25 protein-coding genes are annotated in these 24,038 nt (G+C 51.1%); 11 read left to right on the forward strand and 14 right to left on the reverse strand.

Annotated features, from left to right (window positions below):
* The first annotated feature begins 39 nt into the window (after nucleotides 1-39).
* From UNDYM_RS04655 to UNDYM_RS04665, 3 genes are all read left to right on the forward strand, one after another.
* Nucleotides 40-363 (forward strand): tetratricopeptide repeat protein, encoded by a 324-nt coding sequence (locus tag UNDYM_RS04655; RefSeq protein ID WP_162039988.1) that lies wholly within the window; start codon nucleotides 40-42, stop codon nucleotides 361-363.
* Nucleotides 364-559: 196 nt separating this feature from the next.
* Nucleotides 560-1,285, forward strand: a complete 726-nt coding sequence (locus UNDYM_RS04660; protein ID WP_162039989.1) for a hypothetical protein — start codon at nucleotides 560-562, stop codon at nucleotides 1,283-1,285.
* 12 nt (nucleotides 1,286-1,297) lie between these two features.
* Nucleotides 1,298-2,545, forward strand: coding sequence for a hypothetical protein (locus UNDYM_RS04665; RefSeq protein ID WP_162039990.1), 1,248 nt, complete (start codon nucleotides 1,298-1,300; stop codon nucleotides 2,543-2,545).
* Between the two features lie 160 nt (nucleotides 2,546-2,705).
* Here UNDYM_RS04665 and UNDYM_RS04670 read toward each other — a convergent pair whose 3' ends face one another.
* From UNDYM_RS04670 to asd, 7 genes are all read right to left on the reverse strand, one after another.
* A complete protein-coding gene (locus UNDYM_RS04670) occupies nucleotides 2,706-3,113 on the reverse strand; it encodes a DUF2000 domain-containing protein (RefSeq protein ID WP_162039991.1) in 408 nt (135 codons plus the stop codon).
* Between the two features lie 47 nt (nucleotides 3,114-3,160).
* Nucleotides 3,161-4,006 carry an AraC family transcriptional regulator gene (locus UNDYM_RS04675; RefSeq protein WP_162039992.1) on the reverse strand — a complete coding sequence of 282 codons (846 nt, stop codon included), beginning with the start codon at nucleotides 4,004-4,006 and terminating at the stop codon, nucleotides 3,161-3,163.
* Nucleotides 4,007-4,192: 186 nt separating this feature from the next.
* Nucleotides 4,193-4,870: an energy transducer TonB gene (locus tag UNDYM_RS04680; RefSeq protein WP_162039993.1), complete on the reverse strand. Its 678-nt coding sequence runs from the start codon at nucleotides 4,868-4,870 to the stop codon at nucleotides 4,193-4,195.
* 8 nt (nucleotides 4,871-4,878) lie between these two features.
* Complete coding sequence (locus UNDYM_RS04685; RefSeq protein WP_162039994.1) at nucleotides 4,879-5,118, reverse strand: bacterioferritin-associated ferredoxin; 240 nt, start codon at nucleotides 5,116-5,118, stop codon at nucleotides 4,879-4,881.
* 12 nt (nucleotides 5,119-5,130) lie between these two features.
* Entirely contained in the window at nucleotides 5,131-5,463 is a 333-nt protein-coding gene (locus tag UNDYM_RS04690; RefSeq protein WP_162039995.1) for a hypothetical protein, read from the reverse strand.
* Nucleotides 5,464-5,508: 45 nt separating this feature from the next.
* A complete protein-coding gene (gene hemP, locus UNDYM_RS04695; protein WP_162039996.1) occupies nucleotides 5,509-5,724 on the reverse strand; it encodes a hemin uptake protein HemP in 216 nt (71 codons plus the stop codon).
* A gap of 322 nt (nucleotides 5,725-6,046) precedes the next feature.
* A complete protein-coding gene (asd, locus tag UNDYM_RS04700; RefSeq protein WP_162039997.1) occupies nucleotides 6,047-6,898 on the reverse strand; it encodes an archaetidylserine decarboxylase in 852 nt (283 codons plus the stop codon).
* A gap of 177 nt (nucleotides 6,899-7,075) precedes the next feature.
* Between asd and UNDYM_RS04705 the strand changes: the two genes are divergently transcribed.
* The 4 genes from UNDYM_RS04705 (at nucleotide 7,076) to UNDYM_RS04720 (ending at nucleotide 11,648) form a co-directional block, all read left to right on the forward strand.
* Nucleotides 7,076-8,380: an HD-GYP domain-containing protein gene (locus UNDYM_RS04705; protein WP_255456529.1), complete on the forward strand. Its 1,305-nt coding sequence runs from the start codon at nucleotides 7,076-7,078 to the stop codon at nucleotides 8,378-8,380.
* A gap of 5 nt (nucleotides 8,381-8,385) precedes the next feature.
* Nucleotides 8,386-10,308, forward strand: a complete 1,923-nt coding sequence (locus UNDYM_RS04710) for a PAS domain-containing sensor histidine kinase (protein ID WP_162039999.1) — start codon at nucleotides 8,386-8,388, stop codon at nucleotides 10,306-10,308.
* Between the two features lie 189 nt (nucleotides 10,309-10,497).
* The gene (locus UNDYM_RS04715) at nucleotides 10,498-11,046 is read left to right on the forward strand and encodes a peroxiredoxin (protein WP_162040000.1); all 549 of its coding nucleotides are present in this window, start codon (nucleotides 10,498-10,500) and stop codon (nucleotides 11,044-11,046) included.
* Nucleotides 11,047-11,123: 77 nt separating this feature from the next.
* Nucleotides 11,124-11,648: a carboxymuconolactone decarboxylase family protein gene (locus UNDYM_RS04720; protein ID WP_162040001.1), complete on the forward strand. Its 525-nt coding sequence runs from the start codon at nucleotides 11,124-11,126 to the stop codon at nucleotides 11,646-11,648.
* Between the two features lie 149 nt (nucleotides 11,649-11,797).
* On the opposite strand, the gene UNDYM_RS04725 is transcribed toward UNDYM_RS04720, so the two are convergent.
* The 6 genes from UNDYM_RS04725 to UNDYM_RS04750 form a co-directional block, all read right to left on the reverse strand.
* The gene (locus UNDYM_RS04725; protein ID WP_162040002.1) at nucleotides 11,798-12,142 is read right to left on the reverse strand and encodes a hypothetical protein; all 345 of its coding nucleotides are present in this window, start codon (nucleotides 12,140-12,142) and stop codon (nucleotides 11,798-11,800) included.
* A 52-nt stretch (nucleotides 12,143-12,194) separates the two neighbouring features.
* Complete coding sequence (locus UNDYM_RS04730; RefSeq protein ID WP_162040003.1) at nucleotides 12,195-12,986, reverse strand: prohibitin family protein; 792 nt, start codon at nucleotides 12,984-12,986, stop codon at nucleotides 12,195-12,197.
* Nucleotides 12,987-13,102: 116 nt separating this feature from the next.
* Complete coding sequence (locus tag UNDYM_RS04735; RefSeq protein WP_162044446.1) at nucleotides 13,103-14,089, reverse strand: isoaspartyl peptidase/L-asparaginase family protein; 987 nt, start codon at nucleotides 14,087-14,089, stop codon at nucleotides 13,103-13,105.
* A 1-nt stretch (nucleotide 14,090) separates the two neighbouring features.
* Nucleotides 14,091-15,038, reverse strand: a complete 948-nt coding sequence (locus UNDYM_RS04740) for a MurR/RpiR family transcriptional regulator (protein ID WP_162040004.1) — start codon at nucleotides 15,036-15,038, stop codon at nucleotides 14,091-14,093.
* Between the two features lie 348 nt (nucleotides 15,039-15,386).
* The gene (gene mnmA, locus UNDYM_RS04745) at nucleotides 15,387-16,484 is read right to left on the reverse strand and encodes a tRNA 2-thiouridine(34) synthase MnmA (RefSeq protein WP_162040005.1); all 1,098 of its coding nucleotides are present in this window, start codon (nucleotides 16,482-16,484) and stop codon (nucleotides 15,387-15,389) included.
* Nucleotides 16,481-16,972: an NUDIX hydrolase gene (locus tag UNDYM_RS04750; RefSeq protein ID WP_162040006.1), complete on the reverse strand. Its 492-nt coding sequence runs from the start codon at nucleotides 16,970-16,972 to the stop codon at nucleotides 16,481-16,483. Before UNDYM_RS04750 ends, mnmA begins: the two co-directional genes overlap by 4 nt.
* A 464-nt stretch (nucleotides 16,973-17,436) precedes the next feature.
* Here UNDYM_RS04750 and UNDYM_RS04755 point away from each other — a divergent pair, with 464 nt between their 5' ends.
* From UNDYM_RS04755 to UNDYM_RS04770, 4 genes are all read left to right on the forward strand, one after another.
* Nucleotides 17,437-18,552, forward strand: coding sequence for a Re/Si-specific NAD(P)(+) transhydrogenase subunit alpha (locus UNDYM_RS04755; protein WP_162040007.1), 1,116 nt, complete (start codon nucleotides 17,437-17,439; stop codon nucleotides 18,550-18,552).
* A gap of 51 nt (nucleotides 18,553-18,603) precedes the next feature.
* On the forward strand, nucleotides 18,604-18,969 hold the full coding sequence (gene panD, locus UNDYM_RS04760) for an aspartate 1-decarboxylase (RefSeq protein ID WP_110255112.1): 366 nt from the start codon (nucleotides 18,604-18,606) through the stop codon (nucleotides 18,967-18,969).
* Between the two features lie 89 nt (nucleotides 18,970-19,058).
* On the forward strand, nucleotides 19,059-19,382 hold the full coding sequence (locus UNDYM_RS04765) for an NAD(P) transhydrogenase subunit alpha (RefSeq protein WP_162040008.1): 324 nt from the start codon (nucleotides 19,059-19,061) through the stop codon (nucleotides 19,380-19,382).
* Entirely contained in the window at nucleotides 19,382-20,815 is a 1,434-nt protein-coding gene (locus UNDYM_RS04770; RefSeq protein ID WP_162040009.1) for an NAD(P)(+) transhydrogenase (Re/Si-specific) subunit beta, read from the forward strand. Before UNDYM_RS04765 ends, UNDYM_RS04770 begins: the two co-directional genes overlap by 1 nt.
* A 75-nt stretch (nucleotides 20,816-20,890) precedes the next feature.
* Here UNDYM_RS04770 and UNDYM_RS04775 read toward each other — a convergent pair whose 3' ends face one another.
* Entirely contained in the window at nucleotides 20,891-24,019 is a 3,129-nt protein-coding gene (locus UNDYM_RS04775; protein WP_162040010.1) for an efflux RND transporter permease subunit, read from the reverse strand.
* Nucleotides 24,020-24,038 lie beyond the last annotated feature (19 nt).

Consider the following 24,038-nt stretch of genomic DNA (forward strand, 5'->3'; position numbering starts at 1 on the left):
AAAATTTGACTGCAGCCTCTGTGTTCTTTGAAAGCAGGTATGGATGAGTTTCGGAATAAATATAATCTATTGATTGGTGCGTATGCGGATGCTCGCAGACTGTTATGTACTTCGATACGGGATGAATATTCGGTTGATGAATTATTTGCTTATGGAGAAGACCTTATGACATCTGAGCCCGGGATTGCTGTGCGATTTTTCGGAAGAGTGCTGGAACTAGACCCTAAAAACATTACCGCACTAGTTTATTCAGCTCTTTGTTACTGGTCATCTGGCGATGATGCCGGATTTCAGAAATTACGTGTGCGGGCATTGAAGCTTGCACCTGACGATCCAAGAGTGCAGGATCTGGCCGATCGCTGACCATGGTTTTCTGCATCATGAAAGTGCCCTGTGTTGTAGGAATGGGCATCCGTTGACGAGAGTGCCAGCAGCGTTATACTCCACTTGCCAATTTGGCAATTTTTCGAATCTTTTTGGCCTTGCTTGAAAATATTGCCCGCTCTTGATTTGAACGCCCGGAACTCTTCGCTTGTTAATAATCCGAAAGGATCTGATAGTGCAATACAGTGCCATTGCTTCATCATCTCCCTCATCTTCAAATGCAGAGCCGGCAAAGATTCGCCGTATGAACACCCCACGCCTGGTCTTTGCTTCGGCGCTACTTGCCATGTTGACGACCTCTTGTGCGCAAAGCCGTGATGCACCGGCACAGGTAAATAATTCTTCGGGTACTGTCTCTTCCTCAACTTCTATCGCCAACAAGAAATCTATGGAAACCAATTATCAAAACGCATCTCCAGAAGTGCCGCAAATGACTGCCGAGGAAATCAGCAAGCGTATGCTGGACCTGATAGGCAAAATCAAGACAGCAGAAGATTTTTCTGCCAAAAATCTGGAGATGGCGACTGGCCTCAAGGTTTACTTTGATCCGATAAATTCCAGGGAATATGGGACTGGAGCAAAAATCACCGATACCTGGTTTTTTAATATTACCGTGATCTTAGGCAGCAAAGACAGTGAGCGTAGTCGTTTGCTATTTACCTTCGATGATCAGACTCATAGCCACGCCGATATGACCCCGATCTGCAAAATCGATTTTGAAGCCTATGCAAAACGACTTAACGAGTTCGGCTTTCAACAGAAGCCTGTTTATGGCGAACATGGTCGTCTCGGTACATGGCGTTTCTCACGTGATGAGATTGTGATTCATATGGACATTCGTGGAGAAAGCAAAGAAAGGCCAAATCACGATTGCGTCTCCATGATTACCATTAGCGCTTAAGGTGGATGGCATATGACCGGACCAAATGACAAACCCAATGCGGCACCGCCGACTGCTGAGCAAAAGCTTGATCAGATCATCAAGGACTTCGGTAATGCCAACAAGACTGCGAATAATAATCCGGGCGATGACCTGGCCAAGGTCCTCGACGCCTCTCCCGATTTGAAGAAACGTATCCTCGATTCTGTCGATAAAGGCTACTTAAGTAAATTTCAGGCCCTGCCGCCCAACTCTGGTACTGGCGGCTCGTATGACCCGAGCGCAAAAGCCATCAATGTACCGATGGATGTGCTCAAAGGTGCCGACACCAATCCACGCGACAAGGCCGAGTTGATTTTTGTGATGGGGCATGAAATTCAGCATTCTTTCAATGCCGCAGCGACCAAAAAGATAACGCAGGATTTCATTGATGGCACCACGACACTGGCAAAGAGCAAGGCATCGCCACACGACTATACCAAGCTGACCGAAGATTTCATCCAGTCATCCCGTAAAGATGAAGCTTCCGCGCATATCGGAGGATTCAATGCGACTGTTTCGCAAGCCAGAAAAGACAATCCCGACGCGACCCTCAAGGATATCTACAACACCTCCCCAGGGCGTATGAAGGATTTTATTGACGTGACTGGCGTCCGGCCAAATCTTGGTTATGCGATGAAGCCCGGCTTGACTGCCGATGCAGATATGACCATGTCCTTCTCGAAGGAAAATGTCGCTGCCATGGGCAAGTATTACTTTGATAAACCAGGAAACGTTTCTCGCCTTGGGTCAAATCACAATCTCGATTACGCCAACTTCTACGGTAGTTGGGCAGTCAATGTTGCTGGTAACAATGAGAAAGCGTATCAGGATTATTATCACAAAACTGACAAGAAATACGCCACCCCGGAAGTGCAGTTCGACATGAAGCGACTGGGCTTGCAACAAGACCTGATCAATCAGAATGTAAAATTTTCAGACAACAAAGCCTTCTCTTATGTCGATACCAGCGATGGCAAGAAACAGCCTGCAGCTTTCGATCCAAACGCGCATCCCAACCCTGCTCCGCCTGTAAGTCCTGTCACCAGCCATGCATTGACGAAGGATATCAAACTTGATCTGCCTGACGGACCATCAGTCCCACTGAACTCGTCGAAGGCTGTGCCCATGTCGCCTGCCAAAAACAGTGCAGACCTGCTCATGGGCGACGACACGCCATCCAGCCGTTTGCTCAGAAGCGTGCCTGAATCACTTAAAGCTGCTCAAGCCAAACCGGGGTGAGCTCAAAAATAATGCAGGGAAATGCGACAAGCGTGAGAGCTACAGCAAAGTGCTTGCCTTATCGCATAGTAGAATGTGGATTGATGTCTCCGGCGACTGGAACCGCCTCCAGTTTCTTTCACCGAAATCCTTGCATGTTTTAAGCTGGTACTGGCGTTGATTACTTGTGCAATGACATTCCTTTTACTGTTTTGTCTATCGCTTTCTTTGGCCCACGTAAAGCCAGTCCTACCAGGTTCATGTTTGCCGGATCTTCTTCAGCAAATACCTTGCGGTTGACCTCGTCATGACCGGTGGAGAACATGGCGAACACGTAGGGCAATACCGTAATGTCACGGGCAAGGCCCACCTGATGTGCAGCTTGTAAACCTGCAAGCTCAGCCTCGAAAATCAGTATGGGCTGACCGAACATTTTTCCGTAGGAATGGCCGTTGGCATCGACATAAGCTTCTCCCATGGCCTCTGGGGCTGCAGATGCTATACCGGTCGCCAGAAAGGCGACCACGTTCATACGTTGCCAGGCAGGCAGATCGTTGCGAATAATGATGGCTACTTTGGTATCGAACATCAGGCGCTCCTTTGAGTAAAACAATATGATAGGAGTGCCCTACTAGGTCAGTCTGTAAGATTTGTGCACTGTCGTTGATAATCAGCGGGAGTGAGCCGGTAGGCACGCCGGAACCATAGCGTCAGGTGGCTCTGATCGGCGAAACCAACTTCTGACGCGACTTCTGCCGCTGTTTTTCCTGAGGCTAACAAAGCCCTTGCGACACGCAAGCGCAGTCTTATCAGGTAGGCGTGAGGTGATTGGCCAAAGGCACGCTTGAATTGCCGGGTCAGGCGGAAGCGGTCTATGCCGGAATGCGCCGCCAGCTCGTCCAGCCCGATATTGTCCGGCATCATCGCATGAAGATAGTCGCGGACACGTGCCATTTCGTTATTGGAATCTTGTTTGATTGATAGTGGACGTTTGTACAGATGGCTGGAAAGCAGTGAAATTAGATGGTCCAGGCTTTCGTCACGCGCCAGGCGGCCTTCAGCAAAATGGATGGACTGCCATGCTCGCATGGTCATATTGCTCAACATGGCGTCATCCGCCAAAGTATGCCGGAATGCGCCCTGTAGCGACGAGGCGTCTCCCAGGCCCAGTCGCTGGGTCATACCATTTACCCAGGTTTGAGGAAGATACAACATTGCGTAGGTGAAGCCATTCCGCTCAGGTGCATGACCGTCGTGTACAGCACCGGGTTCAATCAGTATGGATCGCCCGCGAACGCTGGTGTGTACTGAACCATGGCAATTGAAGCGCTGTATTCCCTGTTGTGTAACGCCAACCAGCATTTCGTCGTGATCATGTGCGTCGTAAGCATGCCCATGGAAATGCGCGTGGACGCTTTCTATCCCTGTGTCCGGGTCTCTGCGGATACGTATCCAGTCAGCACTGTCGTCATCTGGCTGCATTCCTGATCTCCAGTTAATTCAATCTACAGATCAAGATACCATAGTCCGGTAGTTGGAAAGAGATGCAAAGTTTTCCGATTTGACAGGAGGAACTTTATCTACCGCCAGTGCATAGATTCCGGCAGAAATAAAAAAAGCCAGATCGCGCAATTGCCGCAATCTGGCTTGTCCCGGGGAGGGGATTTTTTAGCTGCTCAGTGAGAAGCTGATCGTTGCCGTGGCAATCACGGTCAGGGCTTTGCCATCTTCGAGATAAGGTTTGAAAATGGCGCGCAGGATTGCTACTTTGGCGGCTTCGTCGAGGCGGTTCGAGCCGGATGATTTTTGCACGTCGACTTTTTCTGCCTGGCCTTTTTCATTGACGAGTACACGCAAGGTTACTTTGCCTTCTTCGCCCATGCGTCTGGACATCGCTGGATAGTCTGCCTGCGGCGCGCGCACATATTCAACGGCGCTGATTTGTTTTGGCTGTGCCGGAGCGGCTGGTGCCGGGGCAGTTTCCACTTTTGCTGCTACTGGTGCCGGTTGTGGTGCAGGAGGAGCTGCCTGGGTCGTAATCTGGTGTACATCGGCCGGTATTTCTACCGCTGGAACAATGTGCGGGACCACAGGTACGGGTACTTGTACTGTCGTCAGTTTTTTCAGAGGGACGGGCTTGGGTGGTGGTTCTGATTTTACTGCAGGTGGCTCGACAAAAGTCATGACGACTTCTTTGGGCAGCATTTGCACCGCATGCGTCAGCAGACCATGTTGCAGGGCATAAAACAGGGCCAGGTGCGCCGCGACAATGGCAGCAAGCGACAGGATACGGGATTTGGGGGCGGCAAAGTCTTGTGGGGCTTGTTGTAGGGTGAGTGTGGACATGGTAAACCTCACGCAGTGACGGCGTTGGGCTGGAAGTGTAGTTGTTGAATGAAATTCTGGAAGCCGGATGCATTATTGCTTTGCTCATCCAGGCACTGGCGCATGACTTTGCGTGCGCAACCTGCGCATTTGCCGCAGCAAGTGCCTACATCGAGTTGCTCGCGCAGTTCGGCCATCGTGCTGGCACCCATGGCGACAGCCTGATGAATTTTCTTTTCCGATACATTATTGCAAACACATACAATCATGAAGCTACTCCATTAATGCAAATTTTTACCAGAGAAAGCCAGTAACCAGCCTAATTTGCGCAATCTGGTTTTTTGCGCTGCCTTCTTTTCTACCAGGCTGGCCCATTGTTCGGATAATTGCTGGCAAGTGGCTTTGAGCACAGGGGCCAGATCCGGCAAATTCGCCAGCGCATTCAAATGTCTTTCTATGACTGATGCCAGCCTGGTGCTGGCTTGCTCAGCCTCTTCCTGCGTCGCACTATTCGTGCTGTTGACTGTGTAATGCGACATCAGGTGCAATACCGCAGAAACCAGCAGTTCAGGCTGCTTGGATGTGGCAGTCAAACCCGATAATTCTTCGTTCATCAGCGTTCCACCTGGCATGTCCAGTCTCCAAGTATGATCAGCGTTTCAGGCTGTCAATATCAGCTTGTTCAGTTGCGTAATGCGCAGTCGGTAAATGCGACCCGCATGATCAATTTCCAACTCACGCTTTTGCTGCATCAAGTCACCGCTCTTGATACGCGGCACTTCTTTTGAAGCATGATTCGTTGCAACAGTTTTTCTTGTCGCTACTGCTGCATCGGATAGATCAGCATCCTGGTGAATAGCATCATTTGTAGTCATATTTTACCTTGCAAATCTAAACGATAACAATTCTTATTTAGATTATTGAATATTCGAACATGTTTGGCAAGTGTTTTTTATTGATATTCATCAGTTCAAGGTTTACTTTGGCTCTGCTCATTAAAGTGGCAAACTAAATACGCAGGAGAATTGGCTTGAAAGCAATGCTTTAGGCAAGTGATGACTACTTCTGTATATGAGGGAGCTTGAGTTGCTTACCCAGACATGGTCCGGTATGGAAATGCCTGGGCAAGTGTCTGAGGTGCAGTGCTGAGGGAGGGCCGTTCTGGATGTTTGGGTGCTCGGGTGTCTATGGTCTATATTATCTGGCAGGATGTTCAGCCATGGCTTCACCCATGCTGATCGCCTTGGCAGGAGACCAGGCCGGGTTGAACTCCGCCGTCCCTTTGGGGAAGAGCATGACTACGGTTGAACCAAGCAGGAACTTGCCCATTTCTTCGCCCTTTTTTAGCTTGATTTGCTGGTCATCGTAGCGCCACTCGCGCACCTCGGCACTGCGGGGTGGGTTGACGATGCCATGCCAGGTAGTGGCCATGCTGCCGACGATGGTGGCACCTACGAGCGTCAGTACAAAAGGACCAAAGGCGGATTCAAATACACATACCACGCGTTCATTGCGGGCAAACAAGCCGGGCACACCGCGTGCCGTGGTTGGATTAACCGAGAACAATGCTCCTGGCACATAGATCATGCGCGTCAGACGGCCATCGCAAGGCATATGTATACGGTGGTAGTCGCGCGGGCTCAGGTACAGAGTGGCAAAGCTGCCATCTTCAAACAGTGAGGCCAGCTTGCTGTCGCCACCGACCAGGGCGGTAGTGCTATAGCTATGCCCTTTGGCCTGGAATATCTGGTCTTTTTGTATAGGTCCGAACTGGCTGATAGCGCCATCGACAGGACATAACAGGGCGCTGCTGGCGAGAGGGCGGGCACCTTCCCGCAGCGGGCGGGTGAAAAATTCATTGAAGCTGGCATAGCTGGCGATGTCAGGATTGGCCGCTTCCTGCATATTCACATTGTATTTGCCGACAAACCAGCGTATCAGGCTGGTGGTGAGCTTGCCTGCCTTGGCACTGGCAACTTTACCGGCAAACACGGTCAGTGCCTGTTTGGGCATTAAATATTGGGGCAGGACGGCAAGGCGATCGGACACGGCGACTCACTTTTCAAAATGTACAGGACAGGGATTATAACGTTGAGCGGGCAAAAGCCTGCTGTTTCTGCGCTAATCGCAGCAGCATCGTCAGAAATTGTTTCTCCTGAGCTAAGGTTTTTGCAAATGAGGGGGGCGTATGCTATCGTCAATAGAAATACTTATTATTGCGTCCCCATGTCTGATGATAGCCAGCTAATTGTGATTGATCAGATCCGGATTGGAATGTTCATCAAACTCGACCTGAGTTGGTTCCAGCATTCTTTTCCGATGAATTCGTTCAAGATCACCAGTCAACATCAGATTGACGACCTGATCGCGCTCAAGCTCAAGCACGTACGCTATATCCCGTCCAAGTCTGATCCTGTCGCTGCCAAGCCGCTTAATACTCCCCACGCTGCACCTGCCAGCTTGCCCGATACCGCACCCAAAAAGGTGTACGCCAGCATCATGGATGCCAAGCGTGCCCGATTTGAAAAACTGCAAAAGCAGCGCGATGAAATCGCCCGCTGTGAAGAAAAATTCGTGCAGGCTGCCAGCGTGGTCAAAAATATCAACCGCCTGATTTTTTCCAGACCCAAAGAAACCATCATCGAAGCAGGCAAGCTGGTCGATAGCATGTCAGAAGTGCTACTCAGCGGCAACGACACCGTCATGCACCTGATACAACAGACAGCGGGCAATGAGGAATTGTATTTTCATACATTGAATGTTTCTGTGCTGGCGATGATGCTGGCCAATGAAATGAAATGCAGCGATGAAATGATCAGGGAAATAGGTATTGCCTCTCTGTTCCATGATCTGGGCAAGGTCAACGTGCCTGAGCATATCGTTAACAAGACAGAGCCACTGACCAGGCCCGAGCAAAATTTCTTTGAGCTACATCCTGAATATGGGGTTGAGGTTGGCAAGAAGGCAGGCTTGCCACCAGTGGTGCTGGACGTGATTGCCCAGCATCATGAATTCATGGATGGTAGCGGCTACCCTCGTCAGTTGAAGGGAGACGCAATCAGCATGCATACGCGTATTGTGACGATCGCCAATGTGTACGATAATTTGTGCAATCACAATGACCCCAAGCAGTCATTGACCCCGCATGAAGCCTTATCGACCATGTATGCACACAGGCGTTCACAGTTTGATGCTGCCATCATGGCTACCCTGGTGAAGAGCCTGGGGGTATATCCACCTGGTACTCTGGTCAGATTATCAAATGAGGCCGTTGGTCTGGTCATGAACGTGAATGTAGGCAAGCCCTTGCGGCCACGCGTGCTGGTGTATGACGCCGAGATTCCCAAGGAAGATGCAATCATTCTGGATCTCGCAGAAGAGAGTAAGGAATTATCCATCAATGCCAGCATCAGGCCAGGTCTATTGCCCAGGGCAATCTTCAATTACCTGAATCCGCGCAAAAGGGTTAATTATTATTTTGACTCACAATCGAAGAAAACACAGGGTGGCCCTATACCAGGCCAGAAATAGCAGAAATGACCGACGCCGGCATCTCACAGTCAGTATCCGTATTGAGTCATGGATTACTGCGTCATATCATCAACCATAGTCGCGAAGCGATTCTGGTCGTGGATATGCAGCGTATGGTCTTGGTTGATGCCAACCAGCTGGCCTGCATGATGCTAGCCTATACGCGGGATGAATTGCTGGGTTTGCCACTGGCAAATATCGAGTGCTCCTTGCAGGATGTGTTTTTTTGGGAGGCCTTGCGGGCAGATGCGCAGGCTGAGGGCAGAGCTGTTGCCGAGAGCGAATGGATCAACCACCACGGCATTTCTTTTCCCGTCGAAAAGCGCGTTTCAACTTTCATTGATGGCGGCAATGAGTTTTTCATCATCCATGCCGAAGACATTACTCACAGGCGCGAGCTGGTCGATGGTCACGTGCACCTGGTGGCGCAATTGCAAAGCTCGCTTGATGCAACCGCCGAAGGCATCCTGTCGATAGACTTGAATGGCAATGTCGTGAACATCAACCAGCGCTTTTCTTCGATGTGGCAATTGAAGGATGAATTACTGGCTTCCAGAGACGAGGCGCAGATGTTTGCCCATCTCAAGAATGCGCTTCAGGATGCCGATGATTTTTTTGCCAGTCTGGAAAAAATCAGGGAAGACCCGAATCTGGAAACCGAAGATTTGATGACGCTGAAAGACGGGCGTTATTTTATCTGTGTGTCCAAGCCAGAATTCATGCGCGACAGGCGGGTAGGGCGGGTTTTCAGTGTGCGCGATATTACACAGATGAAAGAAGCAGAGTGCAGTCTGGTGGCAGCCAGGGATGCAGCTGAGCGCGCCAGCAAGGAAAAATCACGCATGCTGGAAGCGCTGCTGATCAGTGAGTCACGCCTGCGCCGCCTCGTCAATTCCAGCCTCATCGGCATCATGCAAGGTAATCTCAGTGGCAGACTGACCGAAGCCAATGATGTCTTGTTGCAACTGGTTGGTGTCCAAAGACGCGAATTTGTCGAGTCTGGCATGAGCTGGCTGGATACGACGACAGAAGAAAGTCACACCCTGCACAAGAATGCTATGGCAGAAATTCGTCTGCATGGGCAGGCCAGACCTTATGAAGGTGAATTGATACGCAAGGATGGCGAGCGCATTCCCGTCATGGTGGGCCTGGCGCAACTCGAGGGCTCGCTGGAAGAATGGGTGGGTTTCGTGCTCGACCTGACTGAGCAGCGCAAGGCTGACCGCATCAAGTCTGAATTTATTTCTGTCGTCAGCCATGAGTTGCGCACGCCGCTGACTTCAATACGCGGTGCTCTGGGTTTGCTCGAAAGTGGGATTGCCGGTGAGTTGACTGCCAAGACCATGCAACTCATCAAGGTCGCCCACAGGAATTGCCAGCGCCTCGGTGTGCTGGTCAACGATATCCTGGACATGGAAAAACTGGCCTCTGGCAAAATGGTCATCAATATAGAGCGCTTCGACCTCGTAGCCGTAACCAGGCAGGCAATAGAAGCCAATGCCGGTTATGCCCAGGCCCTGAATGTACGCTACTGCTTCACTGGTCACCCGGAAAACGCCTGGGCCATGGGCGACAATGTGCGCGTCATGCAGGTATTTGCCAATTTGCTGTCGAACGCCGCCAAGTTTTCCCCGAATGGGGCTGAAGTGCAAATCCGTATCACCGACAACTCCGGTATCTATAAAGTCGAAGTGGAAGACCACGGACAAGGCATACCTGAGGCCTTTAGGGAACAGATATTCAAGAAATTTGCCCAGGCAGACGGCACCAACACCCGGCAGCAAGGCGGTACCGGCCTCGGTTTGAATATCACCAAGACCTTCGTCGAGAAAATGGGCGGTGAAATCGGCTTTGAAACGGAAGAGGGCAAGGGCAGCATATTCTGGTTTACCTTACTGGCCTCAGCGCACCGTCGCCACGACAGATAGTCTTGAGTTTTTGACTTCACACCTTATCTCCTCATTGCATACACTCAGCCTGCTCATTGGTATATCCAAGGCAAGGTTTTAGCTAATTGCATGGTAGTTAAAATCTATTGGATATTTAAAATTCATAGTGATATGCTTCTTGCCGTTGTGGACATATTGTTCACCTTGTTACGTCATCAGGAGAATTTAATGAAAACTGTAGGTCAAAAACTCGACGCATTCAAAGTTCCAGCAGCCAAGCCAGGCTTCAATCATCATGAAGAAAACGGCGTCTCCGCATTTGAAGACATCACCGAAGCTTCCTTCCCTGGCAAATGGAAAATCATTTATTTCTACCCAAAAGATTTCACTTTCGTATGCCCAACTGAAATCGTTGAATTTGCCAAGCTCGCTAACGACTTTGCAGACCGCGATGCAGTCTTGATGGGTGGTTCTACCGATAACGAATTCTGCAAACTGGCATGGCGCCGTGAACACAAAGACCTGGACAAACTGAACCACTATGCGTTCGGCGATGCAACCGGTTCTCTGGTAGACATGCTGGGTGTACGCGATGTCAACGCCGGTGTTGCCCTGCGCGCGACTTTCATTGTTGATCCTGACAATGTCATCCAGCACGTTTCTGTCAATAACCTGAACGTTGGCCGTAACCCAACAGAAATCCTGCGTATTCTGGATGGTCTGCAAACAGACGAACTGTGCCCATGCAACCGTACAGTAGGCGGCGCAACTCTGTAATTCAGGGAGCGTAGCTCAAGATGTAAAATAAACCCGCTACGGCGGGTTTTAAAACCACTTTTTGATAGGTAAATACTATGGAATTCTTGAATTTAATTAAAAGTCGTATCCCTGATTACGCCAAGGATATCCGTCTGAACATCGATGGCACTATCGCCCGCTCCAGCCTGGAAGGCAATGACGCAGTAGGCGTGGCACTGGCAGCAGCCTTCGCAGCAAAAAGCACAGTGATCATTGAGGCCATCAAATCCAGTGGCGCAATCACGCCGGAAGAAATCAATGCAGCGCTGACAGCAGCGGCTTTGATGGGCATGAATAATGTCTGGTACCCGTATGTAGAAATGGCGGACGACGCTGACCTGAAAACCCAGGCTGCCCAATTGCGCATGAATGCCTATGCGACCAATGGCGGTGTGGATAAGCGCCGTTTCGAGATGTATGCGCTGGCGGCTTCCATCATCGGCAAATGCCATTTCTGTGTGAAATCGCATTATGAGTTGTTGAAGAAGGAAGGCATGTCAGCCACGCAGTTGCGCGATGTCGGGCGCATTGCGGCTGTTGTGAATGCGGCAGCGCAGGTTATTTCTGCTGAGACTTTGTAATCTCAGGATAGTATTGCTCCCTCCCTTTGAAAGGGAGGGAATTCCTTTGTCATTTCTTTATCAAGTACATTATTCCAATCAGCAGTGAGCTTTGGATGGATACTGGTGCGTTCATTGCATGCGCCATCCATCAAAGAACGTAATTCTCGCTATCGCGACTTCCTCTTAAAAATCCCCAACACCACAATCAGCAGCAACAAAGGCAATAAAAACGGCGAAAAAATCATCAAAAACAAGCCGCCTATCAGCACAGCAAAACCCACCAGCAAGAACGACACCCCCGCAATCACCAGCCCCGCCATTACCATGGCAAAGACGATGGCGACCAGTGCCACGGCGACGCCACCGATTGAAAAGCCATTTTCAGAAAAAATATCAAAATCATCCGGACTCCAGTCCAGGTTTAAATCGATGGGGCTGTCCATGACATACCAGATGACCAGCAAGAGTATGCAAAACGCGGTGAAGCGGGCGGATGATTTTTGATCTGACATGGCTGGCTTGTTCCTCGCTTGTTACTGCTTATTTACCAACTTATTTTTCAACTTACTTTCCAACATTGATGAAGGGGATTGCTCCACCAGTCGTTGTTGGCAAACGTCCATCCCATTTTTCTATCGCCTTGGCCTGGTTCTCGGTTTCACGCAGACGTAGCAGTTCTGGTGTGACTTGCTGTCTTTGCAAGGCCAGGGCTTCTGCTTCAGCGCGGGCGCGGGATACTTTTTGTTTGGCTTCGACTTCTATCCTTTGCAGGTCGCGCTCGGCCTTCATTTTCAATTGATCTGCCGTGGTCTTGGCTTCGATCGCTTCATTGAAGGTACGGCTGAAGTTGAAATTGACGATGGAAAATTCATCAACCACCAGACCATGTCTTGCCATGCGTTCTTTCAGGGCCAGGATGATTTCATCGCGTACTTGTGAGCGGCGTGAGATCAGTTCTTCTGCTGTGAAACGGGCGGTTACCGCCTTGACCGCTTCCTGCACACTGGGGATGATGATGCGTTCACCAGGTTCATTACCAAGATCGCGGAAAACCGAAACCACTGCATCTGGCCTGACGTGATAGTTGATGGCAATCTTGGTGTGCACGGTTTGCAAGTCCTTGGAAGCTGCATCGCCATCACCTTCACCTTTTTGGATGGCAACGGAAACCTTTTGCATTTTCTGGGCAATAGGCCAGACCCAGTGTATGCCTTCACTGTAAACCTCATCCGAGGGTTTGCCAAATGTTGTCAGCACACCGCGATGACCAGCGGGGATAGTAGCGAAAGGGTTGAGTATGATCAGCACCAGCAAGACGATCAGGCCGACCGCAAATTTGGGGAAGAGACTACGCATGATTTTTTAATCCCAGGGAATGAAAACACCCGCAGTATAGGTGTTTTTTACATAAGTATTCCCGGTAATCGGAGGGCAAAACTACCGCTTATTTTGCGCCCTGTTTTTACGTCCTGTTAGTTTGCATAAATTGCCGCAAACGCTGCTTCGCCCACGCGTTGATAAGCGCGGTACATGCCTTCGGTATTGAAGGGCAGGACAATATTGCCAAGCCGGTCTATGCCTATGATGCCACCCTGGCCTTCATACAGGGGCAGTTTATCCATGACGACACTATTAGCAGCCTGCTCCAGGCTCAGTCCCAGGTATTGCATTTGCGCAGTAATATCATGCAGCGCCAGGCTGCGCATGAAGGCTTCACCCGTGCCTGTTGCAGACAGGGCAGTAGTCTGGTTATCGGCATAACAGCCAGCGCCCAGCATGGGTGTGTCGCCGACGCGGCCAGGCAGTTTGTTTGTCATGCCACCAGTCGAAGTGGCTGCAGCCAGGTTGCCGTGCACATCCAGCGCGACGGCACCTACCGTGCCAAATTTTTTATCGGGATCAAGTGGCGCGGGTTCTGAAGCTGGTTTGGATGACGTGTTCAGCAAATTCGCTGCATCATGATCCAGCAACACACCAGACTCTTGCCGGGCGCGTTGCAATTGCGCGTAGCGCTCTTCGGTATAAAAGTAAGCATGGTCTTCGAATTGCAGGCCATGCTGGCGCAAGAATTCTTCTGCACCTTTGCCTACCATCAAGACGTGCGGGCTGTGCTCCATGACGGCTCTGGCTGCGCGAACGGGATTGCGCACATGCTGTATACAAGCCACAGCACCTGCACGGCGGGTTTTGCCATCCATGATGGCGGCGTCCATTTCTATCGTGCCCGCATTGGTGAATACGGCACCTTTGCCTGCGTTGAATAAGGGACAGTCTTCCAGCAGGCTGACAGCCAGGCTCACAGCATCCAGTGCGCTGCCACCCTGTGCCAATACTTCATTACCCGCAGTGGCGATGGACCGTAAAGCATCCAGATAGCGCGCTTCCTGTTCCGTTGTCAGGCTGCTGCGCAGGATAATGCCAGCGCCACCGTGGATGGCGATAGCGGCAGGTGCGGCCATTTTATGCTGGCCTGTCCATGTCGATGATCTTGCTGGCTGCCGCTGCCTGCGATTTGCGGGTCGTGGCATTCGGTTCCTGGTACAGCCATGGCAGCATGAACTTCGTCATTTCAGATGCCGCATGCACGGGTGCCTTGGCCTGGTGGGCGACGGCACTGCAAATCGCTTCTATCAGGCACAGCGCTGCGCCTTCAGAGTTCGGTGAAAAATTGCGGCGGGTTTGCGCATACAGGGTGATGTTCGCCAGCGAAGCCAATGGTGAGCTTGGTGCATCCGTCAGCGCCAGGATGGGTACACCTTTTTCACGCAACTGCTGCAGGATGGTGACCACATCTTCTGCATAACGCGGGAAAGAAATGCCGATGACCAGATCGCGCTCTGTGTATTTGAACAATTGCCGTGCGACATTCGATGGCCCGCCCGAGCCCAGTGTTGATTGCACGGTATTGCAGAACGGGTCCAGGCTATGCGCCATCAGGCCAGCCAGAAAGGCGCTGGCTCCATAGCCGACGATGTAAATTCTTTCTGCATTCAGGATCTGGCGCACGGCATGGTTGCACAGATCAGGAGCCAGGCCGCGGCGGGTAGCCTCCAGATTGGCCATGTCTTCATTGAGAGAACTGGAAATAATTTCTGTGCTGGTGGCAGGGCGCTGGATTTCGCTGCGCAGATTATCGATAGGTGCCAGCATGGCTTCAAAGCCATATACCAGTTCAGCACGGAATTGCGGATAACCTTCAAAGCCCAGCGCCCTGGCAAAGCGATTTGCCGTGGCTACCGAGATGCCGACGGCATTTGCCAGCTCATCGATAGACATGGTGGCTGATCGAAATACATTCGACAGCACATAATCGGCTGCTTTTCTGTGCGCTTTTGACAAGTTCATATAGACCTTGCCTATGCGCGCATTAACAGTACCACCCAGGGATTGCGTATCAGGACGATTCATATCGGCTGGCTTTTCCGGTGAAATAGAAATGTAAATATAATTTCATCGATTTAAATTGTAAAGAAATGAATCGTGTCAAATCGATGAATGTCTCTCTCCGTACATATTTTGGATAATTTGGTCTATTTAGGAGATTTGTCAGGATAAACAAAATACATCAAATTTTGTTCTGAATTTACCTGAATTTACGCAAACTAATGATTGTGTGAATGAAAAGATTGTCGGCAATGATAAACGCAAATTGACGCAGATCTAATTATTTACCAAACGGTAAAAAACTCAATGCCCACAGATCACAGACATGTGGGCATTGAGTGTCATGACTTGGCTGACTGTCAGCAAAATGGCTTAGCGGCTGGCGACATCGATAATCCCGCCACCCAGGCACACATCGCCATCATACAAAACTGCAGACTGGCCGGGCGTGACTGCCCATTGTGCCTGCGGGAAGTTCAGTTGAAAGCGCTCAGTGTCACCACTGAAATGGCAAGCCACATCAGGCTGGCGGTAGCGGGTCTTGGCTGACAGCTCACCTGCTTGCGGTGCTTCGCCCGCCACCCAGCTGACTTGTCCGGCTTCCAGACCAGCAGACAATAGCCATGGATGATCATGGCCCTGCACTGCGTACAGGGTATTGGCTTCCACATCTTTTTTCGCGACATACCAGGCATCGCTGCTGCCATCAGCATTCTGGTGCGACTTGATACCGCCTATGCCTATGCCTTTGCGCTGACCCAGGGTGTAAAAACTCAGGCCTACATGCTGGCCTATGATTTCGCCTTCTGGTGTCTGGATATTGCCCGGCTTGTACGACAGATAGCGGTTCAAAAATTCGCGGAAAGGGCGCTCACCAATAAAACAAATACCAGTCGAATCTTTTTTCTTCGCATTTGGCAATTGCAATTGCTCGGCGATTTTGCGTACTTCAGTTTTGTGAATTTCACCAAGCGGGAACAAGGTATTTGCCAGTTGCTTCTGGTTCAGCCTGTGCAGGAAATAGCTCTGGTCCTTGCTGGCATCGATCGCCTTCATTAACTGGAATTGGCCATTCATTTCACGCACACGCGCATAGTGGCCGGTGGCGATGTAATCGGCACCCAGCTTCATCGCGTGATCAAGAAAGGCCTTGAACTTGATTTCGGCATTGCACAGCACATCCGGGTTCGGTGTGCGGCCAGCCTGGTATTCACGCAGGAATTCTGCAAAGACGCGGTCCTTGTATTCGCTGGCAAAATTGACGGCTTCGATATCAACGCCAACGACGTCGGCAACGCTGACGGCATCTATCCAGTCTTCGCGGGTAGAGCAGTATTCTGAATCGTCATCATCTTCCCAGTTTTTCATGAACAGGCCGATGACTTCATAGCCCTGTTCTTTCAGCAGCCATGCCGAGACGGACGAATCAACGCCGCCGGACATGCCTATTACTACTTTTTTCTTGCTCATTTTTGCGGTTCCAAGTTTCCAAGTGCGCTTGGATGGGTAAACAACAGGGACAGCGGCGCGCGCTTGCCCTGCAAATAATCGTCTATGCATTGCATCACGAGAGGGCTGCGATGCTTGTCCTGCGCTGCCACGATTTCGTCGTAACTCATCCACACGGTGCGCAAGATGCCCGTATCAAGGGCGCGGTCATGTGCCTGGCCCAGTTCGCCGGTAAAGGCAAAGCGCAGATAAGTGACTTCTTCACCGGTTTTCGGTGAAATGAAGCGCGACAGATAGGTGCCTGTCAATGACGTTGGTGTGAAGTCGTGGGCAGTTTCTTCCAGCGTTTCGCGGATGACGGCCTGTATCAGGCTTTCATCCGGGTCCAGATGACCGGCGGGCTGGTTGATGCGCACACCATCAGGTGTTTCTTCTTCAATCATGAAAAACTGTTGGTCGCGCTCAATAATTGCGGCTACAGTGACGGATGGTTTCCAAATGGCAGACATGGCTTCTCTCAGTAAGTCCGACATTTTACTTTGCCGTCAAATTTTGTGTGGCAAACCAGCAAATTTGAAAGCGAATTAGCTAATGCGTAATTTATCTATGCCTGCTTATTTTTACGCTTTGAGCGTATTTTGATTTTGCACCAAACTTGTACAGTTTTTGATTTTAGTTTCAAGTGACTGTTTTTAAAGGAAATAATTTAGTTTTATAGATGTTTGTAGGGTGCCGTTGGCATGATTCTTTAAAGAAATTTGTAGAAAACACAAAAAAGTGAACGGTTGTGCTAAAAAACATTTTGCGTGTAATATCGTTGTCGAATATCAAATGTAAGATTCAGGTAAGGAAGTGAGCTGCCTTAATCTACAAGAAAATCAGCAAAGAATAATGCAGCGGCCAGAGCTTACCCTTGACCGCTGCAGCACGGAATTGAAACACCAATATTCACACTAAAAAAGGGAGCAAATCTATGAAAATCGGCATACCCGCCGAGTCACGGCCGGGGGAGACGCGTGTAGCGGCAACCCCAGAAACCATCAAGAAATATGTGGCAGCCAAACACCAGGTGATCGTGCAGTCTGGTGCGGGCGTGGCCTCCAGTATTACCGACGAGGCCTACCAGGCTGCCGGTGCACAAATTGGCACCGCCGCCGATGCACTGGGCGCTGAACTGGTCTTGAAAGTGCGTGCCCCCAACGCAGAAGAACGTGCGCTGATGAAATCAGGCACGGTGCTGGTTGGCATGCTCAATCCTTTTGACGCAGACAATATCGCGGCTATGGCCACACACGGCCTGTCCGCATTTGCACTCGAAGCTGCACCGCGCATTACCCGTGCGCAGTCGCTCGACGTCTTGTCTTCGCAAGCCAATATCGCCGGTTACAAGGCTGTCATGCTGGCCGCCAATACCTATCAACGCTTCATGCCCATGCTGATGACAGCGGCAGGCACGGTCAAGGCCGCACGCGTGTTGATCATGGGCGTGGGTGTAGCCGGTCTGCAAGCCATTGCTACGGCCAAACGTCTTGGTGCGGTGATTGAAGCGTCGGACGTACGTCCACCCGTCAAGGAACAGGTTGAATCTCTGGGCGCAAAATTCATCGACGTGCCTTATGAAACCGATGAAGAACGCGAAATCGCCAAAGGTGTAGGTGGTTACGCCCGCCCCATGCCAGCAGCATGGATGGAAAGACAGGCTGCTCTCGTGCATGAACGTGCCAAGCAGGCTGATATCATCATTACGACAGCTTTGATCCCTGGCCGCAAGGCCCCGATACTGATCTCGGAAGAGACAGTAAAAGCCATGAAGCCAGGCTCAGTCATCGTCGATATGGCGGTAGAGCAGGGCGGCAATTGCCCCTTGTCTGAACTCAACAAGACAGTCACCAAATATGGTGTGCACATCATAGGCGAGCCTAACCTGGCAACCCTGGTGGCGGCTGATGCATCGGCCCTGTATGCACGTAATGTGCTGGACTTTTTGAAGCTCATCATTGACAAGGATGCTGCGCTGGCGATTAACCGTGAAGATGAAATCGTCGCTGCCACCCTGGTTTGCTCGGGTGGTGAAGTTTTAAAGAAATAGAATAAAAAGTTTTAAAGTTTTTAGCAATCAGTATCAGAAAGTAGAAAGACCATGCAAAGAAATATGCTCCGCGCCAAAATTCATCGCGCAACTGTAACCCAGTGTGACCTGCACTACGAAGGATCGTGCGGTATCGATGAAGATCTGCTCGACGCTGCCAACATCATCGAAAACGAACAGATAGAGCTGTATAACGTCAACAACGGTGAACGCTTCTCCACCTATGCCATCAAGGGCAAACGTGGCAGCGGTGAAATTTCACTCAATGGCGCTGCAGCCCGCCGCGTACAACTGGGCGATTTGATGATTATCTGTACCTATGCGCCGATGACAGAAGAAGAAGCAAAAGCGTATAAACCGAATGTCGTTTTCGTGAATGGCAAGAATCAGATCACCAGTATCAAAGAGTATAAATAACCTAGTGGGGCAGGCAGTATGCGCAGTCTTGCTTACCCCTTAGCCATCTAGCGATTTGCATGTCTCAATCCAATTAAAGAGAGGACATCATGGAAGTTAGTCATACCCTTACCAATCTCATCATTTTCGTGCTGGCAATTTATGTCGGTTACCATGTGGTGTGGACAGTAACACCGGCCCTGCACACGCCTTTGATGGCGGTGACGAATGCCATTTCTGCCATCATCATCGTCGGTGCCATGCTGGCCGCCGGTCTGACCGAAGGCCTGCTGGCCCAGGTCATGGGCACGGCAGCCGTGGCACTGGCGGCAGTGAATGTATTCGGCGGTTTTCTGGTGACCCAGAGGATGCTGGAAATGTTCAAGAAAAAAGAGCCTAAAGCCATTGCCCATGCTGACAAGGAGGGCAAATAATGAGCATGAATCTGGTAACGATGCTGTACCTGATCGCATCGGTCTGCTTTATCCAGGCGTTAAAAGGTTTGTCACATCCGTCCACCGCACGTCGTGGTAATGCCTTTGGCATGATAGGCATGGCGGTTGCAGTTGCCACCACTATTGCCCTGATCGTCAAGCTGAAAAACGAAAGTGCCGGCGCAGGTCTGGGCTATGGCCTGGTTGCCATCGGCGTCATCGTTGGTGGCGGCATAGGTGCAACTTTGGCCAAACGCGTAGAAATGACCAAGATGCCGGAACTGGTCGCAGCGATGCACTCATTGATCGGTCTGGCAGCGGTGTGTATAGCCGTAGCCGTCGTGTCCGAACCCTGGGTATTCAATATCGTCGCAAGAGACCAGCCTATTCCTTTTGGCAACCGTCTGGAATTGTTCATTGGTACTTTTGTCGGTGCGATTACCTTCTCTGGTTCTGTCATCGCCTTTGGTAAATTGTCGGGCAAGTACAAGTTCCGCCTGTTCCAGGGCGCACCGGTCAGCTTCAGTGGCCAGCATCAGTTGAACCTGGTATTGGCAATTGCAATGCTGGGTTGCGGTATTGCCTTCTGCGTCACGCAAAGCTGGACGCCGTTCATCATCATGACTGCCCTGGCCTTTGTGCTGGGTGTACTCATCATCATCCCTATCGGTGGTGCTGATATGCCGGTGGTGGTGTCGATGCTGAACAGCTATTCTGGCTGGGCGGCTGCGGGTATCGGCTTTTCGCTGAATAACTCCATGCTGATCATTGCCGGTTCGCTGGTGGGTTCGTCCGGTGCCATCCTGTCTTACATCATGTGCAAGGCGATGAACCGTTCTTTCTTCAATGTGATCTTGGGTGGTTTTGGTGGTGAAGCTGCAACTGCTGCCAGCGGCGACCAGGCCCAGCGTACGGTCAAGTCCGGTTCTGCTGATGATGTGGCTTTCCTGCTCGGCAATGCCGAGACTGTCATCATCGTTCCTGGTTATGGCCTGGCGGTGGCACGCGCCCAGCATGCCCTGAAAGAGCTGACAGAAAAGCTGACGCACAAAGGTATTACAGTCAAATATGCAATTCACCCTGTGGCAGGGCGCATGCCTGGTCACATGAATGTCTTGCTGGCAGAAGCTGAAGTACCTTATGACCAGGTATTCGAGATGGAAGACATCAATAGCGAATTTGGTCAGGCTGACGTGGTGCTGGTATTGGGTGCGAATGACGTGGTTAATCCTGCGGCAAAAGACCCCAAATCACCGATTGCCGGTATGCCTATCCTGGAAGCCTACAAAGCCAAGACCGTTATCGTCAACAAGCGCTCCATGGCTTCTGGCTATGCAGGTCTGGACAACGAATTGTTCTACATGGATAAAACCATGATGGTGTTTGGCGATGCCAAGAAAGTCATTGAAGATATGGTGAAGGCTGTTGAGTAATTAGCTGAACCAGGCTGAGTTGTAAAAAATGCCCGGGGGCGATATTCGCTCCCGGGCATTTTGTTTTGGCCTGGATTACGGTTTATCTGTCTTGCGATGACTCAGTTGATACAGCAAAGGCAGCACCAGCAAGGTCAGCAAGGTGGATGACAGTATGCCACCGATAACCACCGTTGCCAGTGGCCGCTGCACTTCAGCACCTGTACCTGTCGCCAGTGCCATGGGGATAAAGCCCAGCGATGCTACCAGTGCCGTCATCAACACCGGGCGCAGGCGTGTCAATGCACCTTGCTGGATTGCGCTGTCCAGCGGCATACCTTCTTCACGCAGGCTGCGTATATAGGCAATCATGACCAGACCGTTCAATACAGCAACGCCAGACAGGGCGATGAAACCTACACCGGCAGAAATCGACAGAGGTATATTACGCAACCACAGTGCGACGATGCCGCCTGTCAGGGCAAACGGCACGCCCGTAAATACCAGCAAGCCGTCCCTGATATTGCCAAACATGGCAAACAGCAGCATGAAGACCAGTAACAAGGCAGCAGGTACAACGATTTGCAGGCGTTGTGATGCGGACTGCAATTGCTCGAACGTGCCACCCCAGGTGGTCCAGTAAGCGGTTGGGACTTTGACTTTCTGTGCCAGTTGCTCCTGTGCGTCTTTTACAAAAGAACCGATATCGCGGCCACGCACATTGGCAGTGACAACGACACGGCGTTTGCCATCTTCACGGCTGATCTGGTTGGGGCCGGGTGCCATGTCTATGCTTGCCAGGTCAGCCAGTGTAATGAAACTGGTCGCTCCATTCTGTACATTCGGCAGACGAATCGGCAGGCGCTTGATGGCATCAATATCGCTGCGTACATTTTCTGGCAAGCGCACGACGATATCAAAACGGCGGTCGCCCTGGAACAGGGTGCCAGATTCCTTACCGCCTATCGCTGCGGAAATCACATCCTGTACATCGCTGATATTCAAACCCAGCCTGGCTGCCTTTTCGCGGTTGATGTTGATGCTCAGCATAGGCAGGCCGGTGGTTTGCTCCAGCTTGACATCGGCAGCGCCGGGGATTTTTTCCAGCACTCTGGCAATCTGCTCGCCAGTGCGGTTCATGATATTCATGTCGTCACCAAACACCTTGATCGCAATGTCGCTGCGCACACCGGAGATCAGTTCATTGAAGCGCATCTGTATCGGCTGGGTAAATTCATAATTATTGCCCGGCACTTTTTCGACGGCTTCCTGTATCGCTGCTACCAGGTCATCCTTGCTGCGTTTTGGGTCTGGCCATTGCTCTTGCGGCTTGAGCATGATAAAGGTGTCGGCCACATTCGGTGGCATGGGGTCGGTCGCAATTTCTGCCGTGCCGAGTTTGCCAAAGACTTTATCGACTTCGGGGAAAGTGCGTATGACATGTTCCAGTTCTATCTGCATTTGTAAAGCCTGACTCAGGCTGGTGCCGGGTATACGCATGGCGTGCAGGGCGATGTCGCCTTCATTCAGGCTGGGGACAAATTCACTACCCATGCGGCTGGCCAGCAAGCCGCTCAAGGCCAGCACCACCACAACAATGCTCAAGACCAGTGCCTTGCTTTGCAGTACAAAGTCCAGCATGGGTTGATAGAGTTGTTTGGCCCATAGCATTAAACCGTTTTCTTTTTCGCTGACGTGTTCACCGATGAACAGGGCGACTGCGGCAGGTATAAAAGTCATCGACAAAACCATCGCGGCAATCAGGGCAGTAACCACGGTAAATGCCATGGGGTGGAACATCTTGCCTTCTACCCCGGTCAGTGCAAAGATGGGCAGGTAAACCACCATAATGATCAACTGGCCAAACAGCAAGGGGCGGCGGGCTTCTCTGGCGGCGGCAAAAACTTCCTGCAGGCGTTCACTGCGGTTTAATGTACGCCCAGCAGCCGCTTGCGCATGAGCCAGCCTGCGCACGCAATTCTCGACAATGACCACAGCACCATCGATAATGATGCCAAAATCCAGCGCACCCAGGCTCATGAGATTGGCACTGACTTTATTGCCCACCATGCCAGTAAAAGTGAATAGCATCGCCAGCGGTATCACCATGGCGGTGATGATGGCTGCACGTATATTCCCCAAAAATAAAAAGAGGATGGCAATCACCAGCACTGCACCTTCCAGCAGGTTTTTCTTTACCGTATTGATGGCCTTGTCGACCAGCACAGTACGGTCATATACGGTGCTGGCGACGATGCCGGGAGGCAGGCTGCGGTTGATCTCAGCCAGTTTTTTTGCCACATCCTGTGATACCTTGCGGCTGTTTTCACCTATCAGCATGAACACCGTTCCGAGCACGACTTCACGGCCATTTTCTGTCGCTGCACCAGTGCGCAATTCACGGCCTATGCTGACTTCGGCGATATCGCTGATGCGCACAGGAATATTTTTCTGGGTGTTGACGACGACATTGCGTATGTCATCCATGGAAGCCAGTTGCCCCGGTGCCCTGACCAGATATTGTTCGCCACGTCTTTCTATGTAGCCCGCGCCGACATTGCCATTATTTTTTTCCAGTGCGGTATCGACATCTTGCCAGCTCAAACCATGTGCTACCAGTTTTTCTGGTGATGGTGCCACCAGAAATTCCTTGGCGTAGCCGCCTATGGTATTGATCTCGGTCACGCCTGTAACATTGCGCAGTTGCGGCTTGACTATCCAGTCCTGTATTTCACGCAAGTCGGTGGCAGAGTAGGGCTGGCCATCAGCCTTGAGCGCACCTTCCTTGCTCTCGACTGTCCACATGACGATTTCACCCAGGCCAGTGGAGATAGGCCCCATACCGGGTTCTATGCCTGCTGGCAGCTTGCCCTTGGCTTCCTGTATGCGTTCATTGACGAGCTGGCGTGCAAAGTAAATATCGGTACCGTCCTTGAAGATGATGGTTACTTGTGACAGGCCATAGCGTGACAACGAGCGCGTCTGTTGCAGGTTAGGCAGGCCTGCCATCACGGTTTCTATGGGAAAGCTGATGCGCTGCTCCGCCTCCAGTGGTGAGTAGCCGGGGGCGGCAGTATTGACCTGTACCTGGACATTGGTGATGTCCGGCACGGCGTCAATCGGCAGGCGCTGGTAACTGAAAATGCCCAGCGCTGCCAGCGCCAGTGTCAGCATGATGACCAGCCAGCGCTGCGCTATCGAAAATTGTATGATTTTTTCAAACATGATGTGTTTTCCTCATGCT

Origin of the sequence: Undibacterium sp. YM2, from assembly GCF_009937975.1 — a bacterium.
Lineage (GTDB): Bacteria > Pseudomonadota > Gammaproteobacteria > Burkholderiales > Burkholderiaceae_D > Undibacterium.